The organism is Actinomadura terrae (assembly GCF_022751215.1).
GTDB classification, from domain to species: domain Bacteria; phylum Actinomycetota; class Actinomycetes; order Streptosporangiales; family Streptosporangiaceae; genus Spirillospora; species Spirillospora terrae.
Genome location: NZ_JAICDG010000001.1, coordinates 2013148 through 2032090 on the forward strand (window position 1 = coordinate 2013148; position 18943 = coordinate 2032090).

Annotated in this window: 16 protein-coding genes; 15 read left to right on the forward strand and 1 reads right to left on the reverse strand. The window is 73.5% G+C overall.

Features of this window, described 5'->3' with window-relative positions; translation table 11 throughout:
• Genes K2F47_RS08990 through K2F47_RS09000 form a run of 3 tightly spaced genes read left to right on the forward strand, consistent with a single transcriptional unit; the run spans position 1 to position 4117 of the window.
• Positions 1–759 carry a DeoR/GlpR family DNA-binding transcription regulator gene (locus tag K2F47_RS08990; RefSeq protein ID WP_242902295.1) on the forward strand — a complete coding sequence of 253 codons (759 nt, stop codon included), beginning with the start codon at positions 1–3 and terminating at the stop codon, positions 757–759.
• A gap of 27 nt (positions 760–786) precedes the next feature.
• Entirely contained in the window at positions 787–1404 is a 618-nt protein-coding gene (locus K2F47_RS08995; RefSeq protein WP_242902296.1) for an HAD family hydrolase, read from the forward strand.
• Between the two features lie 58 nt (positions 1405–1462).
• The gene (locus K2F47_RS09000; protein ID WP_242902297.1) at positions 1463–4117 is read left to right on the forward strand and encodes a DUF4132 domain-containing protein; all 2655 of its coding nucleotides are present in this window, start codon (positions 1463–1465) and stop codon (positions 4115–4117) included.
• A gap of 11 nt (positions 4118–4128) precedes the next feature.
• On the opposite strand, the gene K2F47_RS09005 is transcribed toward K2F47_RS09000, so the two are convergent.
• A complete protein-coding gene (locus K2F47_RS09005; protein ID WP_242902298.1) occupies positions 4129–4698 on the reverse strand; it encodes a TetR/AcrR family transcriptional regulator in 570 nt (189 codons plus the stop codon).
• A 114-nt stretch (positions 4699–4812) separates the two neighbouring features.
• Here K2F47_RS09005 and K2F47_RS09010 point away from each other — a divergent pair, with 114 nt between their 5' ends.
• The 12 genes from K2F47_RS09010 to K2F47_RS09065 all read left to right on the forward strand — a co-directional run bounded on the left by K2F47_RS09010 (position 4813) and on the right by K2F47_RS09065 (position 18890).
• Entirely contained in the window at positions 4813–6351 is a 1539-nt protein-coding gene (locus K2F47_RS09010; protein WP_242902299.1) for an amidohydrolase family protein, read from the forward strand.
• 336 nt (positions 6352–6687) lie between these two features.
• Positions 6688–7824: a hypothetical protein gene (locus K2F47_RS09015; RefSeq protein ID WP_242902300.1), complete on the forward strand. Its 1137-nt coding sequence runs from the start codon at positions 6688–6690 to the stop codon at positions 7822–7824.
• Between the two features lie 27 nt (positions 7825–7851).
• Positions 7852–9546: a GH3 auxin-responsive promoter family protein gene (locus tag K2F47_RS09020; protein WP_242902301.1), complete on the forward strand. Its 1695-nt coding sequence runs from the start codon at positions 7852–7854 to the stop codon at positions 9544–9546.
• Positions 9539–11932 (forward strand): hydroxymethylglutaryl-coenzyme A reductase family protein, encoded by a 2394-nt coding sequence (locus K2F47_RS09025; RefSeq protein WP_242902302.1) that lies wholly within the window; start codon positions 9539–9541, stop codon positions 11930–11932. Before K2F47_RS09020 ends, K2F47_RS09025 begins: the two co-directional genes overlap by 8 nt.
• On the forward strand, positions 11922–12761 hold the full coding sequence (locus K2F47_RS09030) for a hypothetical protein (RefSeq protein WP_242902303.1): 840 nt from the start codon (positions 11922–11924) through the stop codon (positions 12759–12761). The genes K2F47_RS09025 and K2F47_RS09030 overlap by 11 nt, the downstream gene beginning before the upstream one ends.
• A complete protein-coding gene (locus K2F47_RS09035) occupies positions 12758–13420 on the forward strand; it encodes a DUF6182 family protein (protein WP_242902304.1) in 663 nt (220 codons plus the stop codon). Before K2F47_RS09030 ends, K2F47_RS09035 begins: the two co-directional genes overlap by 4 nt.
• 146 nt (positions 13421–13566) lie before the next feature.
• Complete coding sequence (locus K2F47_RS09040) at positions 13567–13923, forward strand: ArsR/SmtB family transcription factor (RefSeq protein WP_242902305.1); 357 nt, start codon at positions 13567–13569, stop codon at positions 13921–13923.
• 142 nt (positions 13924–14065) lie between these two features.
• Positions 14066–14551, forward strand: a complete 486-nt coding sequence (locus K2F47_RS09045; RefSeq protein ID WP_242902306.1) for an NADH-quinone oxidoreductase subunit B family protein — start codon at positions 14066–14068, stop codon at positions 14549–14551.
• A 173-nt stretch (positions 14552–14724) separates the two neighbouring features.
• Positions 14725–16041: a hydrogenase large subunit gene (locus tag K2F47_RS09050; protein ID WP_242902307.1), complete on the forward strand. Its 1317-nt coding sequence runs from the start codon at positions 14725–14727 to the stop codon at positions 16039–16041.
• A 150-nt stretch (positions 16042–16191) separates the two neighbouring features.
• The gene (locus K2F47_RS09055; RefSeq protein ID WP_242902308.1) at positions 16192–18075 is read left to right on the forward strand and encodes a RiPP maturation radical SAM C-methyltransferase; all 1884 of its coding nucleotides are present in this window, start codon (positions 16192–16194) and stop codon (positions 18073–18075) included.
• The gene (locus K2F47_RS09060; protein WP_242902309.1) at positions 18072–18680 is read left to right on the forward strand and encodes a DUF5825 family protein; all 609 of its coding nucleotides are present in this window, start codon (positions 18072–18074) and stop codon (positions 18678–18680) included. Before K2F47_RS09055 ends, K2F47_RS09060 begins: the two co-directional genes overlap by 4 nt.
• A gap of 33 nt (positions 18681–18713) precedes the next feature.
• On the forward strand, positions 18714–18890 hold the full coding sequence (locus tag K2F47_RS09065) for a hypothetical protein (RefSeq protein ID WP_242902310.1): 177 nt from the start codon (positions 18714–18716) through the stop codon (positions 18888–18890).
• Positions 18891–18943 lie beyond the last annotated feature (53 nt).

An 18943-nucleotide genomic window follows, 5' to 3' on the forward strand; every position in this document is an offset into this window, starting at 1 on the left:
ATGGAAGGCTCGAATCGTCACCTCGACATCATCGAACAGTTGCGCACGACCGAGCGGGTCACGGTGGCCGAACTCGCCGCGCGCACCGGCTGCTCGGAGATGACCATCCGCCGCGACCTCGACCAGCTCGCCGAGCAGGGCGTGCTGCGCCGGGTCCGGGGCGGCGCGGTGAGCCTGATGCTGCGCGGCGAGGCGCCGCCGTTCGCCGTCCGCGAGCACGAGGCCGCCGACATCAAGCGGCGCATCGGCGCCAAGGTCAACGAGCTGGTGGCCGACGGCGAGTCGGTGATCCTCGACAGCGGCACCACCGCCCTGCACGTCGCGCACGCGCTCGCGCACCGGCGGATCACCGCGATCCCCCTCGACCTGCACTCGGTGAACGCCCTGAGCGGCGCGCCCGACGTGCGGCTGCTCGTCCCCGGCGGCCAGATGCTCCCGGGCACGCTGTCGCTCGCCGGCTACCTCACCGAGAACGCGCTGCGCGCCCTGCGCGTCGACACCGCCATCCTCGCGGTGTGCGGGCTGTCGGCCCGGCACGGGCTGACCGCGCCCGACCTCGCCGAGGTGCCCATCAAGCAGACCGCCCTCGCCGCCGCGCAACGCAAGATCGCCGTGTGCGACGGCTCGAAGTTCAGCCGCACCGGCCTCGGCCACGTCTGCTCCGTCACCGAACTGGACGCGATCGTCACCGACGACAGCGCCCCGCCCGGCGAACTGGAGAAGATCGAGGCCGCGGGCGTCACCGTCATACTGGTCTGAGCCGACCCCCGAGAGGAACCACGCCCGATGCCTGCACCCTCGTCCCCCACCACGGTCGTCTTCGACATCGGCGGCGTGATCATCGACTGGGACCCGCGCTACCTGTACCGGCGGCTCATCCCGGACGAGGCGGAGATGGAGCGCTTCCTCACCGAGGTCTGCTCCGGCGCGTGGAACGCCGAGCAGGACCGCGGCCGCTCGTTCGTCGAGGCCATCGAGGACCTCGCCGCGCGCCACCCCGCGCAGCGCGAGCTCATCATGGCCTACTGGGAGCGGTGGGACGAGATGCTGGGCGACCCCATCCCGGGCGTCGCCGCCATCATGGCCGAGCTGCACGAGGCGGGCACGCCGATGGTCGCGATCACGAACTGGTCGGCCGAGACCTACCCCATCGCCGTGCGCGAGCACCCCGAGCTGAAGCTGTTCCGGGACGCCGTCGTCTCCGGCGAGGTCGGCCTGTCCAAGCCCGACCCGGAGATCTTCCGCTACGCCCTCGACCGCTTCGGCGTCGCGCCGCACGAGGCCCTGTTCATCGACGACAACAAGGCCAACACCACCGCCGCCGGGGCCCTCGGCATCGGAACGCACCTGTTCACCGACGCCGCCGCCCTGCGCGAGACCCTGAAGTCCGCCGGCCTGCTCTGACTCCCTCTACCAAGATCCCTGTGCGAAATGTCGGCGGGGGTCGTTAGCGTCCGGGGCCATGGTCGAGACGGTAGAGATCCCGGTCGAGTGGCGTGAGCACATCCACCCGAGGCGCGGCGGCATCGCCGGGCCGAAGGTCGTGCTGGACGAGGAGGCCGCGCGCAGGGCCCGTGAGCGGGAGCGCGCGGCGCGGCCGATCGCCGAGGACATGGCGGAGCACGAGCGCACCCCGCCCGAGCTGGGCAAGGCCGTCCGGGCCTACCTGGACGGCGAGCCCGACCCGGTGGGCGCGGCGGCGGTCGCGGCGATCGTGGTGCGGCACGTCGAGGGCGCGGGGTTCTCCAGCGAGAGCGAGGCCGCCCCCGACATCCTGGCCGGCTGGGTGATCGACCACGGTCTCCCCTTCGCCGGTTGCGCGACGACGGAGGCGTCCGCCATCGAACTCGGCCCGGTGCCGCGCCCGGCGGTCCCCGACGCCGACGGCGTCATTCGGGTGTACGCCTACAGCGGCGAGGGGCCCAAGGGGTGGCGCGGCGAGATCCGGCGGCCGACCGCCGAGGACCGCTTCTTCTCGGGACGCTGGCTGAACGCGGACGCCGTCGTCAAGCGGCTCCGCACCCTGCTCGCGGCGGCGCCCGAGGAGGAGTACCGGGAGACCGTCGCGCGGCTCGCGGCGCACCGGGGCGATCCCATGAGGCGCCGCGTCGCCTCCTACCTCGTCCCGACCGAGACGGCCTGGATGGACGAGTCGCTCGACGATCCCTCCGGCTCGTTCCTCGACCACGATCACGTGGCCCTCTCGGTGTCCAGCGCCGCGCAGGTGCGGCGGGTCGACCACGTGTGGGCGACGCCCGCCGTGGTCGGGACGCTGCTCGACGGGCTGGGCGCGGACGCCCTTCCGCTGCTCGCCAGAGTCTTCCGCTACAGCCACCGCGACGACGACAGGCGCGAGGTCCTGCTGAAGGCGCTCGTGCGGATCCCCGACCAGGACGTCTTCCCGCTCCTGCTCGACCACATGGGGGACCCGGGCGTCTCCGGCGCCCTGTGGGAGGCGGCCGAGCGGTATCCGGCGCTCGCGGTCCGGGCGCTGGCGCCGCTGGTCGAGGAAGGCACCACTCGGGGCCTCCGGGCGGCCGGTCTGGTGCGTGAGCTGCTGTACACCCATCCCGACGTGGCCGAGGCGGTGCCCGCGGGCCCGGCGCGGGCGCTGCTGCCGCGCCCGGCCGTCCCCGACGGGCGCGACCTGCCGGGCCTGCCGAGCGCCCTCGCGGGCAGGCCGGGGCGCAGCGCGAAGGTCGACTGGGCCGATCCCGGGCTGCTCCCGCGCATCCTCACCCGCGGCGGCGACCGGGCGCTGCCCGTGAACGCGACCATGCGCCTGCTGGGCCTGCTCGCCGCGAAGTCCCCCGAGGTCGCGGCCGTCCGCGAGTTCTGCGACCGGCACTCGCTGGCCGAGTTCTCGTGGGCGGTGTTCGAGCGCTGGTACGCGCTCGGCGCCCCGTCCCGGCACAACTGGGCGCTGGCGCAGCTCGGCCTGATCGGCGACGACACGACCGTGCGGCGGCTCAGCCCGCTCATCAGGGTCTGGCCCGGCGAGAGCGCGACCGCCCGGGCCAACGCCGCGATGGACGCCATCGCCGCGATCGGCTCCGACGTCGCGCTCACCCACCTGTTCGACCTGACCCGCCACGGCAAGTACAAGGGCGTGAAGAAGCGGGCCGCCCAGAAGATCGACGAGATCGCCGCCGCGCGCGGCATGTCGCTGGACGCCCTCGCCGACCGCGCCGTCCCCGACTTCGGCCTCGACGCCCAGGGCACGCTCGTCCTCGACTACGGCCCGCGCCGGTTCACCGTGACGTTCGACCAGCAGCTCGCCCCGCTGGTCGTGGAGCCGAGCGGCAAGATCCGCAAGAGCGCCCCCAAGCCCGGACCAAAGGACGACCCGGCCCGCGCGCCCGCCGCGCACGCCCTGTTCACCGGCCTCAAGAAGGACGTGCGGACGATCGCCGCCCAGGAGATCAGGCGGCTCGAACGCGCCATGGTCACCCGGCGGAGCTGGACGCAGGCCGACTTCCGCGCCTTGCTGTTGGGCCATCCGCTGCTGGGGCACATCGTCCGCCGGCTGGTGTGGACCACGGTCGGGGACACCGGCGGGGACACCGCCTTCCGCGTCGCCGAGGACCACACCTACGCCGACGTCAACGACGACCCGTGCACGCCAGCGCCCCACGCCCGCGTCGCCGTCGCCCACCCGCTCCTGCTGGACGGCGACCTCGACGGCTGGGCCGAACTGTTCGCCGACTACGAGATCCTGCAACCGTTCGAGCAGCTCGGACGGCCCGTCCACCGGCTGACCCCCGGCGAGCGCACCGCCCACCGGCTCACGCGGGTCGAGGGACTCGTGATGCCCTACGGCAAGGCCAAGGGGCATTCCGAGGGACGCTGGGAATCGGTGAACGCCGACGGCGAGTTCGTGGGCCGCTGGCTCGCCCGGCGCGACCCCGCCGGACTCTACGTCGTGGCGAACCTGACGCCCGGCCTCGGCTACTACATGTACGGGGAGGGTGAGGAGCAGGAGATCAAGACCCTGTGGGCGGGCCCCCTCCCGGCCACCGCGCCCCTGGACGCGGTGCCGCTCGGCGAGGTCGACCCGGTCACGATGAGCGAGGCGATCCACGACCTCACCCGCAGCGCGACCCCGACCCAGCACTGACCGGGCTCGCGCTAGCCGAGTTCCGAGGCGAGGAGGCGGAGGGCCTCGGTGAGCTCGTCCCCGGAGAGCGCCTCCTCGGGGTCGATCAGCCACCGCGTCATCAGGCCGGTCAGCAGCGCCTGGACGAGGGAGCCGACCAGCCGCGCCTCCCGCTCGCCCGTCCCGGACGGCTGGAAGACCTCGGCCAGCCCGCGCCGTCCCTCCGCCATGCTCGCGACGAGCGGTTCGCGCAGCTCGGCGACGTGCTGGGCCTGGACGAGCAGTTCGGCCTGGGCCGCCCAGAGCGGGCGGTCCGCGCCGAAGGACTCGATGATCCGCGACCAGACCGCCGCGAACCGCTCCGCGGGCTCCGCGCCGGGGTCGATCCCGGCCGCGAGCGCCCGGTCGAGCCGGTCGCCCCACTCCTGCACCGCCTCGTGGAGGGCGGCGTTGAGCAGCGCCTCGGTCGACCCGAAGTGGTAGCCGATGGCGGCGAGGCTCGTCCCCGCCGCCGTCGTGAGGTCGCGGGCGGTCGTCCGGCGGTAGCCCTTCTCGTACAGGCAGTCCCGGGCGGCCTTCAGCAGCTTCTCGCGGTTTCCCATGCCCTGATGATATCAGCGTCTAAGACAAACGTCTTGAAATTTGTCTTAGACGGAGTTACGTTTCGGGTCCGGCGGCCCGCTGGACGGCCGCCGCCATTCGCAGGGGGCTCTGCCATGACGAAACACATCTCCCGGCGCCATGTCCTGGTCGGGGGCGCGGCGTCCGGTGCGGCCCTGCTCGCCGGCGCCCGGCCCGCCGGTGCCGCGCGGGGGCCGTCGCTGGCCCTGACCGGTGTCACCGTGATCGACGCGACCCGGCCCCGGCCGCGTCCGGGCATGACCGTGCTGATCGCGGGGGACCGGATCGCGGCGGTGGGGCGGCGCGACGACGTGCCCGTGCCGCCGGGGACGACGGTCGTGCCGCTCACCGGCAAGTACCTGATTCCGGGGCTGGCGGAGATGCACGCGCACAGCATCGGGACCGAGCGGATCTCCCCGCCGCTCTACCTCGCCAACGGCGTCACCTCGGTACGCGAGATGGCCGGTTCGGCGGTCGTCTCCGGCTGGCGGGACGCGATCGGGCGCGGCCGCCTCCTCGGCCCGCGCTGGACGATCGCCAGTGAGATCGTCGACGGCTCCCCGTCGCTGCTGTCCGATCCGGACGATCCGGGCGGGGCCGTCCTGGTCACCGACCCGGCCGGGGCCCGGCGCGCGGTGCGGCGGGCGAAGGCCGGGGGCGCCGACTTCGTGAAGGTGTACTCGCGGGTGCCTCGGGACGCCTACCTCGCCCTCGCCGACGAGGCGCGGCGGCAGCGGATCGCCTTCGCCGGGCACTGCCCCGACGGCGTGCCGGTCCCGCTGGCCGCCCGCGCCGGGCAGCGCAGCATCGAGCACGTTCACACGCTGTGGTGCGCCACGTCGAGCCGCGGCGGGGAGGTGCGCCGGATGCTCGACGCCATCGCGATCGAACCGGGCGGGTACGCGGGGTGGTTCCGGCAGTTCCACCGGGTGGAGTGGCTGGCGTCCGGCGCCTACAGCCGCGACCGGGCCGCCGAGGTGTTCGCCCGCCTGAGGCGGCACCGCACCTGGGTCACGCCGACCCTCTCCATGCACCTGATCGTGGACCGCCCCGAGCAGCTGTCGATGACCGACGAGCGGCTCCGGTACGTCCCGGCCGAGGACCGGGAGTGGTGGCGGTGGGCGGTCGAGAACATCTACCTGCCGGGACGCGGCCCGGACGAGATCGCGCAGCAGCACGAGCTGTTCGAGCGCAGGTCGCGCTTCGTGGGCGCGATGCGGGACGCGGGCGTCGAGGTGCTGGCGGGCAGCGAGGCGGGGTTCATCTTCGCCTACCCGGGGTTCAGCCTTCACGAGGAACTGGCGCTGCTCGTCCGGGCGGGACTCTCGCCGCTGGACGCGATCGGAGCGGCCACGCTCGGCCCGGCCCGCTTCCTCGGGGCGCAGGACTCGCTCGGGTCGGTCCACCCGGGCAAGCTCGCCGACCTCGTCGTCCTGGACGCCGACCCGCTCGCCGACATCACCAACACGACCAGGATCCACGCCGTGCTCGCCGGGGGGCGGCTCATCACGTCCGACGAACGCCACCGCATGCTGGCGGACGTCGAGCGGGCGGCGCAGGAACCGCCGGGCGCGCTCCCGGCGGCGGCCGTCGGATGCGGCTGCCACGCGCCACGGAGGGTCCGGCCCGCCTGAAGCCCGCTCGCGGACCGCCGCTGTCGACTCCTCGGGCGCGCCGACCCGGACGGACTCACCTGATTTAAGGTGATTTGTCCCAAAAGAGGTTGCCTGTCCTGAAGTAGTACGTCCAGGTTCGGCCGCCTTCGCCCCTTTGGTCGTCGTTACCCGACAAGACCTAGTTTAGGATCAGCGGGTCACGGGCCGTCGGGTTTCGACGAACGCCCGCGGCGCGTTGGTCCGCGCCGGTGGTGAACCGCGCGGGCAAGGGGGTCTGGGGGGATTCGTGGGGACTGTTTCTCGTATTGTGCGCGGCGTCGTGCCGTGCGGGCGCCGACGGCCGACAGCCCCCTAATGGGGCATGGAAAGGCTTCGGCGGAAACGACGGAACGTCCGCTGATCCTGCCGGTCACGATTACCGCCACGAAGCCGTTGCTGCCGACGCACGTCAAGGGATTCCTGTGGGTCGACGTGCTGTTCCGGGCCACCCGGCTCGTGGCGGATCCGGAGTACCACTGGAGCCCGCGCACGCCGAACCTGACCGGGCAGACGATCCAGTTCTGGGACCATCTCGACCGCCGCCACGGCACGCTCGACTTCGACTCCGTCCCGCCCGACGACCTGGGACGGCTGTACGTCCGCTTCCATTCGTCGGGTGACGCCCGCCCGCTGGACGAACTGCGCCACTACATCGACAAGGTCGAGCACGACGGATGGGTCCATCCGGCCACGCGGGCGATGTCGGTCGCCTGGAAACGCCATCTCGACCTGCTCGGGGTCCGCGACCCCGGACTTCTCGTGGACCGGCCGCTGACTCTTTCCACGGAGGAGACCGTGGAGCGGCTCGTCCGGCACCGGCTGTGCCTGGACCACCGGCGGTACGGCGGCCCCGTGTATATGGACGGCACCCGGTGGGGAATGCCGCTGCGCAAGGTCATCGGCGCCGACGGCCACGCCAACTACCTGCTGGTGATCCTGCGCGACCTGCTGCCCAGGATCAGCGACGGCCGCCAGATCCTGTTCGTCTACGACGAGGATCTCGCGCACGACTACGCGCTCGTCGGGCGGATCGCGAGCGCGCTCGGAGCGCGCCCGTCGAAGCTCCCGCTGGGGCGCGTTCCCATCGGCGGCGCTCTCCGGTCGAGCCGGTACGGCGGGTGGGACGAGGTCACCATCGGGCGGCTTTCGGAACTGTGCCTCGGGGAGTTCGGCCCCGCCGCGTACCGCCTGGGAATGCGGCTGTATTTCATAGCGATGCTGAAACGGACGTCGGGTGAGCCGTTCCGGCCCGCGCTGCTGCGCCGGGCGCTGCTGCGCGCCGAGCGGATGCTGCGCGACGCGGGCGACGAGGACTCCCCGGATCACGCGTCGCGGCTCCTCGACTCCGTCAGACCGTCGGGATGGGCCGACCCCTACCGGCTCACCGACGGCCTTTTCGCAGGTCGGACGCCTAAGGCGGCGCGTGCGCTGCTGGAGGCGGTCTACCTGTGACCCACCCGAGCAGAATGGGAAACGCCGATGTCCACTGACCGCGGCCGCGCCGCGACCACCGACGCCTATCGGCGCCGAGTCCGCCAGGAGCACCGCATGGTGCGCCAATCCCTGGCAGATCCGCGGGCTGCGCAGAAAACGGTGCTCGAAGAGATCCTCGCGGCGAACTCGGCCACCGCTTTCGGACGCGAGCACGGCCTGTCCGGCGTCGGCGACGCCGACGGTTACCGGAAAGCGGTGCCCATTCGCGGGCACGAGGAGTTCGAGCCGTGGCTGGAGCGGGTGAACGCGGGAGAAGGCCAGGTGCTGACGGCGGAGGAGCCGATCGCGTTCTTCTCCAGCAGCGGCACGACCGGCGCGGAGAAGATGATCCCGGTGACCACCGGCTTCCTCCGGCGCAGTTTCCTGCCGTTCTACTTCGCCGGTTTCTCCCGGCTGGTCGACCTGCATCCCGGCCTGCTCGCCCGCGACGACGCCATCCTCAACCTCTGGCAGGACCCCCATTCCAAGACCGGGCGGACGAGCGGCGGCCGCCCCCATCTCGGCCCCAGCCAGCTCGACTACGGGAAGGTCGGCGAGGAGCTCGCCGTCGGCCTCGGGAACCGCGCGCCGTGGAGCGAGCTGCCCGGCGGGTTCGACGACGCCGGGCCGTGGGAGCGGACGTATCTCCGGCTCAGGATCGCCGCCGAGCACGACGTCCTCGGCGTGATCGCGGTGAATCCCGCCATCGCGGCCGCGCTGCCCTGGCAGCTGAGGCAGTGGTGGCCCCGGATGGTCGCGGAGATCAGGGACGGAACGCTCGGCGGCACCCCGTTCCGGGAGCCGAATCCGGAGCGGGCCGACGAACTGCACAACGTCGCCGAGCGTAACGGCGGGCTCCGCCCGGTGGACGTCTGGCCCCGGCTGGAACTCCTCCTGACCTGGAACACCTATCTCTCCCGGCTCTACCTGCCCGGCCTCCTCGACGATTACGGCCCGCGCGTGCGGGTGCTTCCCGCGCCGATCGGGTCGTCGGAAGGGCCGCTCGCCGTCCCGGTGGACGACCGTCCGGCGGGCGGACCCCTGGTCGTGACGAGTTGCTTCTACGAGTTCGTCCCGGCCGAGGAGGACATCGCCCCGCGAAGCCCCACGCTGCTGGCGCACGAATTGGAGGAGGGGCGCGAATACCACGTGGTCCTCACCCACCTCGGCGGGCTCTACCGATGCGCGGTCCGCGACATCGTGAAGGTGACGGGATTCGTCGAGGCGACCCCGGTCGTGGAGTACTCGTGCCGCAAGGGGCTGCTCTCGGTCGCGGGGGAGCGGCTGCGGGAGTCGCAGGTGCTCCGCGCGCTGGCGGCGGCGTCCGAGGCGACGGGGCTGGGCGTCCGCAACGTCCTGTGCAGGCCCGACGCCGCGACCCCGCCACGGCACGAGGTCGCGGTCGCCTTCCGGGAGCCCCCGGCGGAGCGGGACGTGGCGGCGTTCGGCGCGGCCCTCGATCGGGCCCTGCGCGCGGAGGCGCCCGCCTACGCCGCCGCCCGGGACGCGCATGCACTCGCGTCGCCGCTGGTCAGGGCGGTGGATCCCGAGGGGTTCTGGCGGGAGTGGCGGCGCCGCGTCCAGGCCGGGGAGCGGCCGCCGCGCGTGAAGGACCGGGTGTTCCAGGACGACCCCGGGGTCTGGGCGCGGGTGACCGCCGCCCCGGGCACCCAGGACGAGGGAAGCGTGACCCATGACTGAGACCATCGACCCCGGCGCCATTGACTACCCTGCCCTTCCGGGCCGCGGCGAGTACACCGAGGAGGCGCGGCGGGCTCGGCTGGAGTGGCTGCGGAGGACGACGGGCGCCCCGCTGGGCTCGCTGGAGACCTCCACGATCGACCCCCGCACGCTGACCGGCAACGTGGAGAACTTCGTCGGCGGCATCGAGATCCCGATCGGCCTCGCCGGGCCGCTGCTGTTCGACGGCCAGCGGGCGCGCGGCATGGTCACCGCCCCGCTCGCCACCACCGAGGGCGCGATGGTCGCCTCGGTGTCGCGCGGCGCCAAGGCGATCACACTGGCGGGCGGGGTGGCGAGCCGGGTCATCTCGCAGCGGATGACCCGGGCGCCGGTGTTCGAGTTCGCGGGCCTCGGCGAGGCGGCCGAGTTCGCCCACTGGGTCGTCGGCCACAAGGACGCGCTCGACCGGCAGATCGCGGCGGTTTCGGCGCACTCGCGGCTGGTCGAGCTGGACCCGGTGCAGCTCGGCCGGTCCGTCCACCTGCGGTTCGTGTACGAGACGGCCGACGCCGCCGGGCAGAACATGACGACGGTCGCGACCTGGCGGGCCTGCCGGTGGATCCACGAGCAGCTGGCGGCCGGGTCGGTGCCCCTGCCGGTGTGGTCGGCGATCGAGGCGAACCTGAGCGGCGACAAGAAGTTCACCCGGCTCAACATGATCGCCGGACGCGGCACCCGCGTCGTGGCCGAGTGCGTGCTGGACGAGGCGACGGTCCGCCGCGTCCTGAAGACCACGCCGGGCGCCATCGACCGGCTGTACCGGATCAGCGTGGTCGCCGCGCAGCAGGCGGGCATGGCCGGGCACGACATCGACGCCGCCAACGTCATCGCGGCGCTGTTCGTCGCGACCGGGCAGGACATCGCCTGCGTGCACGAGTCCGGTGCCGGGCTGTTCTCGGTGGACGTCTCCGGCGGCGAGCTGCGCGCGACGCTCGTGCTGCCGAGCCTCGTCACCGGCGCGGTCGGCGGCGGCACCGGCCTCGCGCCGCAGCGCGACTGCCTGGAGGCGCTCGGCTGCACCGGCGAGGGCGGCGCCGCCCGCTTCGCGGAGATCACCTGCGGGTTCGCGCTCGCGCTGAACCTGTCGACGATGGCCGCGATCACCAGCGGGCAGTTCGCCGACGCGCACGAGCGGCTCGGGCGCGGCCGCCGGGTGGACTGGCTGCGCCCGCGGGACCTCGGCCCGGCGCTGCTGCGGCCGATGCTCGCCGGGTCGCTCGACGCGCCGGAGCTGGAGGTGACCGCCGTCGCCCCGATCGAGGACGCGCCCCGGTCGAGCCTCATCACCGAGTTGACCTCGCGCGGGGAGCGGCGCAAGACGACGGGGGTGTTCCCGTTCCGCGTCACCTGGGTCCGCCGGGACGGCGCGGACCCCAAGCAGACGGACCTGGTCGTCAAGGTCAAGCCGCTCGACCAGGAGGTGGTCATCGAGGCGGCGAAGCTGGCCTCGCTGTGCGGCGGCCGCCTCGCCGAGGTCTACCCCCGCTGGCGCGACGCGACCGGGTTCGGCGGCGTGCACACCCGGGAGCCCGCCGTCTACCGGTCGGCCGATCCCGCGCTGCGCGCCGTCCTGCCCGAGACCTACGGCGTCTTCGAGGACCCCGCCCGCGAGGCCCACGTGATCGTGATGGAGCGGCTCGGCACCGGCGTGATCCTCAAGGACACCGCCGACGAACCGGAGGCGTGGCGCCCGCGGCACGTCGCCGCAGCCCTCCGGGGCATCGCGGCCGTGCACGCGGCCTGGCTCGGCCGGGACGAGGAGGTCCGCGGCTGGCTCGGCGCCGCCCGGACGGCCGAGAGCATGACGGCCATGCGGGAGCTGTGGTCGGCGCACCTGGAGCACAGCGCCGCCGAGCACCCCGACCTGCTGGACGCCTGCGCCGCGCGACGGCTGGAGGACGTCCTGGACGGGCTGCCGGACTGGTGGCGCCGGATGGAGGCGATGCCGCGCACGCTCGTCCACAACGACTTCAACCCGCGCAACATCGCCCTGCGCGCCGCCGACCTGAGCCTGGTCGCCTACGACTGGGAGCTCGCGACGCTCCACGTCCCGCAGCGCGACCTGGCCGAGCTCCTCGCGTTCGTGCTCTCCCCGGAGGCGACGGAGGCGGACGTGACCGCCTACCTCGACCTGCACCGGGAGGCCGTCGGGGCCGGGATCGACCCGGGCGCCTGGCGGGACGGGTACCGCCTCGCCCTGTGGGACTTCGCCCTCACGCGGCTCCAGATGTACCTGATGGTGCACACCCACCGCGAGCTGCCGTTCCTGCGGCACGTCGTCCCGACCACCCTGCGCCTGATCGAGATCGAGGACGCCGTGGAGGAGGCGGGCCGTGCCGACTGACCGTCCCAATCCGCTGCGGCTGGCGATCCTCGGCATCGACGGCTCGGGCAAGAGCACGGTCGCCCGGTGCCTCGCCGAGCGGGCTCTCGTCGGCGGGCGGCACGCCGTGCTGTCGTGTGTGCGCCCCCACGAGAACCCCGACGCGCCGCTGCACGAGCTGTCGCGGCACCTCGACGTCCTGTCGAAGGAGGCCGACCGGCTCGGCAGCCCGGAGCTGAAGCTGGCCGTCCTCTACCTCCAGATGTGCACCTACGGGGTCGGCGAGCGGTTCGTCACCCGCGAGCTCGGGGTGGACGTCGTCGTCAGCGAGCGCCACCCCGTCATCGACGCGCTCGCCTACCTGCCGCTGTACCGGAGCGCGATCGTGCGGGCGGCCGGGCCCGGGCGCGCGGACGCCGTCCGCGCGAAGCTGGCCGCGCTGCCCGCCGAGTCCGTCGAGGCCGCGGCCGCCTGGTGCGAGGCGCTCGGACGCCGGTCCGCGCGGCCCGCGCCGAAGCTGGAGACGCTCGCCGGCGAGCTGGTCGCGCTGGCGGGCCGTCCGGCGGCCGAGCAGATCGCCGAGTTCCGAGTGCGGTTCGGGACCGGCCTGCCCGACATCGCCGTCCTGCTCGACGTCGCGGTCGAGACGGCCGCCGACCGGATCGGCGCCCGCGACCGCCGCGCCGAGCAGCACGAACGCCCCGACCGGCTCATCCGGCTCCGCGACGGGTACGACCGGGCGCTGCCCGCATTCGGCGCGGTGGCGCTCCACCGGATCCAGGTCGGCGCCCGCCCGCCGGGGGACGTCGCCGCCGAGATCGCGCGGCTCGTCACCGCCGGGGCGCGATGACCGGGCCGTCGCGGGAGGTGCTCGGCGCGGCATGGGACGCCCGCATGGAACGCGTCCGCCTCGCGTCGCGCGAGCTGCGCGGGCCGCTGCCGCGCACGGCCGCCGTCGCCGTCCTGCGGGAGTTCACCCCGCGCGCGTTCCTCGGTTCGGCGGTCGCCTTCGCCCGCGGGCTGCCCCCGGCCCGGCGCGCCGCCTGGTACGCGAGCTACAGCAGGACGATCTTCCTCGCGGGCGACCCCGGCAACCTCGCCGGGCGCCACCCCTGCGACCACCTGTCCGGCGACGGGTCCATCGCCTGGTACGACCCCGCCCCCATGACGGAACGCGAGGGGTTGCGGCGGCTGCTCAGGCCCTTCCGCGGTCCGGTCGGCATCGTCGGCCCGGCCGAGGAGGAGCTCCCGATCGGCGAAGGGGACGGGGTCGCGCGCCTGGACGTCCCCGTGGCCGACCTGTCGGTCGAGGACTACCTCGTCAACGTCAACCACCTCCTCGCAGAGGCGGTCATGGACGGGCTTCTCACCGGGGTCGGGCGCCTGCTCGTCCGGCATCTTCCACGCGATTCCGAGGTGCCCGCCCGGTGCGATCGGATACGGGTCTCGGTCGGGGACGGGACGGCGGGCACGCTCCGCGCCCACGCCTACCTGACGCTGACCCCGTAGCGCCGAAGGCGAATTCGGGGCGAAGCCGTGGCCGATTCCGTGGGTCACCTGCTTGCTAAAGTTGGCGACTACCGATTGCGGACAGCCTCCTGGGGGAGTCGGACGCCCGCGCCCGGCGCGGGAGTGACGAAGGGGGACCGGGAACCGTGAGCGCGCCGCTCTACCAGCTGAAGGCGGAGTTCTTCAAGACGCTCGGGCACCCGGCCCGGATCCGCGTGCTGGAGCTGCTCAGCGAGCGCGACCACGCGGTGGCCGAGATGATCCCCGAGGTGGGGATCGAGCCCGCGCACCTGTCCCAGCAGCTCGCCGTGCTGCGCCGCGCCGGGCTCGTCGCCGCCCGCAAGGAGGGCGCGACCGTCATCTACTCGCTCACCAGCCCCCGCGTCGCGGAACTGCTGGCGGTCGCGCGCGCCATCCTGACCGGCGTGCTGTCGGGGCAGGCCGAGCTGTTGGACGACCTGCGCGCCTCCGGCGTCACCGCCGAGGGGCCCCACCGCTCCTAGGGGAATCCCTACGCACGAAACCGAGGACCCCTTCGCGCCCGACTTATAGCGAATTGCTAACCTTGGCAATTGCGCAGGGCGGTATCCCTCCTGCGGGTCGGGGCCGTCTCCCACGGCGCCCTATCTCTCACTGAGGAACAGCGTGAAAGATCTGCTGCGCAGAATCCGGAGGACCGGCCGGGGCGCGGAGGCACCGCCCGCCCCCCGCGCGGCCGCGGCGCCGCCGTGCGCCCGCGCGCTCGACGCGTCGGTGCGCGTCCGGCACGTGGACGCGGGCTCGTGCAACGGGTGCGAGGTGGAGATCGCCTCGGCGTTCGGCCCCGTCTACGACGCCGGGCGCTACGGGGTGCGGCAGGCGGCCTCGCCCGAGCACGCCGACGCGCTGCTGGTGACCGGGCCCGTGACCCGCAACATGGAGGCGGCGCTGCGCCGGGCGTACGAGGCCGTGCCCGAGCCGAAGGTCGTGGTGGCGCTCGGGGACTGCGCCCGCGACCGCGGTGTGTTCGCCGAGGCGTACGGGGTGGCCGGTGCCGTGGGCGACGTCGTCCCGGTGGACGTCGAGGTGCCCGGCTGCCCGCCGGAACCGGAGGCGATCGTGGCCGCGCTGCGGGGGCTCACCGGCCGATGAGCCCGACGGGCGCCGCGCCCACGGCGGCGCCGCCCTTGGAGCGCACCGATGAACCCTGAGGACAGAGCCGATATCAGCGCCGACGCGCTCCCCGGACGGGCCGCCGCCCTGCTCGAAGGGGCGCCCGCCTGGCGCTGGTCGCCGCCCACCAGGACCCGGACGCGCTGCGGGTGGTGTACCTGTTCACCCGGACCGGGCCCGACCGCCGCACGGAGCTGCACGTCCGGCTCGACCCCGACGCGCCGGTGGTGCCGAGCCTGGCCCGCGCCAGCGTCCCGGCGGGCCGGTTCGAGCGCGAGATGCACGACCTGTACGGCATCGTCCCGCGCGACCATCCGCAGCCCGGGACGCTGGTCCGCCACCGCCACTGGCCGAGCGGCTGGTACCCGATGCGGGAGGACGCCGGGTCGCCGCCCGAGTTCGGCGACCCCGAGGTCCCGGCCGGGCCCGTGCCCGCCGGGCTCACCGGACCCGGGCATTTCGGCTTCTGTGTCGCCGGGGAGAGCATCCGCAAGGTGGAGGCCCGGCCGGGGTTCGTCCACAAGGGGATCGAGAGGCTGTTCCAGGGCCGCGATCCCGCCGCCGTCGTGCCGCTCGCCGAGCGCGTCAGCGGCGACACCGCCGTCGGGCACACGCTGGCGTTCTGCCTGGCCGTCGAGGAGGCCGCCGGGGTGCGCGTCGCGCCGGGCACCCAGCGCGCGCGGGCGCTCCTGCTGGAGCTCGAACGGCTCTACAACCACGTCACCGACCTCGGCGCGCTGTGCGACGAGATCGGCGACCAGGTCCTGAGCGCGCGGTTCGGCCGCGTCCGGGAGCAGCTGCTGCGGCTCAACGCGCGGATCACCGGGCACCGGCTGCTGCGCGGCGGCGTCCGGCTCGGCGGCGTGCTGCTGCGCGCGCTCCCCGACCCGGGGACGCTCGCGGCCGTCGGCGCGGATCTCGCCGAACTCGCCGACCTGGCGCTCGGCCGCACCGCGGTCGCCGACCGGCTCACCGGCACCGCGCCGCTGGCCGCCGGCGCCGCGCGCGACCTCGGCGCCCTCGGCTACGTGGCCCGCGCCAGCGGCCTGGACGCCGACGCCCGCCGCGACCACCCGTTCACCGACCTGCGACCGGCGCTGACCGTCCCGACCGCAGGGACCGGTGATGTACTCGCCCGCTTCCAGATCAGGGCCCGCGAGATCGCCGCGTCCATCGCGATCATCGTTGACCTGACCTACGGGCTGGGCCCGGGCTCGGCGGTCTACTGGCCGCCGCTCGCCCCGCCGGACGGCCCGGCCTCCGGCGTCGGGATCGTGGAGGGCTGGCGCGGCACGATCGTGCACCGGGTCGAACTCGCCCCCGGCGGCACGCTCACCCGTACCAAGATCGTCGATCCGTCGTTCTTCAACTGGCCCGCGCTGCCGGTGGCGCTGGAGGGCGCGCTCGTCCCCGACCTCCCGCTGGTCGACCGGAGCTTCAACCTCTCCCACGCCGGCAACGACCTGTAGCGCGGGACGGGGACGCCGAACCGGGCTCGGCCGCGAGTAACTCTCCGTAGCGGACGTGTCCACCTACGGACGGCGCCTTGCCGGGCCCGGCGGCCCGGCGGACCATGGGCGTGACGCCGGGATCGTGGCCGCACCCCCGAGGGGAGCACGATGCGGGTAGTTCTCGTCAACATGCCGTGGGGCTCCACCGACGTTCCCTCGCTGGCCCTGGGGATTCTCAAACGCGCGGTGACGGAACAGATCCCCGGGGCCGATGTCGAGGTGCTGTACGCCAACATCGACTTCGTCGACTGGGTCCACGACCGCGTCGACATGGCGATGGAGGACTACGACTTCTTCGCCCAGCGGTCCTTCACCGAGGGGAACGGCGACTGGGTCTTCTCCTCGGCGCTCTACGACGATCCGCACTGGCGGCGGCGCGAGTTCGACGAGCGGGCGAGCGGCGAGCAGGCCGACCTGGCCCTGTGCCACCGGCTGCACGAGCTGGCGCCCGCGTTCGTCGCGGAGCTCGCCGGACGCGTCGCCGCGTCGTCACCCGACGTCGTCGGCTTCACCTCCACGTTCCAGCAGAACGCCGCCGCGCTCGCGGCGGCCCGGCAGATCAAGCGGCTCCGGCCGGAGACCGCGACGATCCTCGGCGGGGCGAGCTGCGACGGGCCGCAGGGCGCCGCGCTGCACCGCAACTTCCCGTTCGTCGACTTCGTGCTGCGAGGCGAGGGCGAGACCGCCTTTCCCCGGTTCCTCACCGCCCTGGCTGGCGCGCGCGACTTCGCGGCGATCCCCGGCCTCGTCCGGCGGGACGGGAACGGAGCCTCGATCGCCAACGCGATGAGCGCCCGCCCGCTGTCGCCGAGCGAGATCGTCGCCCCCGACTACGACGACTACTTCCGGCGGTACGCCTCGTCCGTCGCGCGGCTGTGGGCCGACCCGCGGCTCGTCCTGGAGAGCTCGCGCGGCTGCTGGTGGGGCGAGAAGCACCATTGCTCGTTCTGCGGCCTGAACGGGTCGTTCATGGAGTTCCGCAGCAAGCCGCCGGGGCGCTTCCTCGACGAGCTGCTCTCCCTCGCCCGGCGGCACCAGGTGCTCGACGTGTTCATGGTCGACAACATCCTCGACATGGCGTACCTGACGTCGATGCTCCCCGCGCTCGCCGCCGAGGGCTACGACTTCCGCGTCTTCTACGAGGTGAAGTCCAATCTGCGGCGAAGCCAGGTGCGCACGCTGGCCGACGCGGGAGTCGTGCGGGTGCAGGCGGGCATCGAGAGCCTCAGCGGCCGCGTCCTCGACATCATGGAAAAGGGCGTGACCGGCTGCCAGAACGTCCGGATGATGCGCGACGCCGAATCGGCCGGTGTCTGGGTGGAGTGGAACTACCTCTACGGTTTTCCGGGGGAGAGCGCCGACGACTACACCTCCGTCATCGAGCAGTTCCCCGCGCTGCACCACCTGCCGCCGCCCGGCATGGTCGGCAGGCTCGCGATCGAGCGGTTCAGCCCGTACTTCGACCGGCCCGAGATGGGGTTCGCCGAACTGCGGCCCCATTCCCAGTACTCGATGATCTACGACCTGCCCGAGTCGGAGCTGTTCGACCTCGGCTACCTGTTCGAGGCGCCGCCGCGCGGAATCGGGGCGGCGGTCGCCGAACGGCTCGCCGATGCCGCCGCCGAATGGCGGTCGGCCTATCCGGAGAGCCGGTTGACCGTGTGCGACCTCGGCGACCACATCGACCTGGTGAACCGGCGTCCCGCCTTCGACTGGACCACACTGCGGGTCGAGGACCCCGTCGAGGTGGCCGCCCTGCGCCTGCTCGACCGGCCGCACCGTCCGGCCGCGCTGACCGCGAAGCTCGCCGCGCTGGACCCGGCCGTCACCGGCGACGACGTCGCGGACCTGCTCGCGCGCTGGCGCGGCCTCGGGATGCTCTTCGCCGACGGCGGCCGGGTCGTACTGACCGCCGTCGACGCGGCCGGCCAGGGCCTGCGCCGGGTGAACCGGCGCGCCGGCGACGCGGCGGACCTGGTCGGAGCGCCGTGACGCCCCCGGTCGCGATGACGCTGTGGCGCGACTACGAGGAGCTCGACCGGCCGGGCGTGTGCGCCGGGACCACAGCCGTCTCCGGTCCCGCGGCCGAGGCGAGCCAAGCCCTTTTCGAGGACGGGGTGCGCCGCGTCGCGCTCGACGACCTGGTGGACCTGTCGAGCGCGAGCGACGTCCCGACCCTCGTACTGGTAAGAGAGTTGACCGCTTATGGAATCGCCGTCGACTGGCGGGTGCGCCTGGACGCCGGGGGATGGCGGGATCTGAGCCACCTCTTTCCGCCCGGCGAGGTCGCCGGCGACGAGGAGGCCCACCGCGGCTGGCGGGACGGATACCACTTCTTCAAATGCGTCTACCGCCGCGGGCCGGGATTCCTCCAGGTGCGGGACCGGCGTTCGGGTGTGCTGCGCAGAATCACCATCGACGGCCCGGCGCATCGCGCGGCGGTCGACGACCTGCTTGAGGGCTGCCCGGTTTCCGCGCTCCCGCCCGCGGTCCTGCGCGACCTGGCCACGATGAGGCTCGTCCATCTCCTCGATGGAACGGCCTGGTGGCTGCCCTGCCGGGTGCGGCAATGGCCCTCCGGAAAGAGCGTTCTGTGATCCGTGGAATTGTTCGGAGAAACGAGGTGCGGCATGACCGTGAACAGACCCGAGACGACCGAGGGGCGTGAGGAGGCCCGCGCGGAGGCCCTGCGCGCCGCGCTCGCGGAGATGAGCACGGAGAACCTGGCCACGACCGAGGGCATCCGCGTGGACGTCGTCCGCGACGACATCGACGCCCCGCACGAACGGGACTGGGGCATCGGCTGACCGCGGGCGCCCCGCCCGCCCCGGGTGCCGCCCGCCGGGCGGCACCCGGAGAC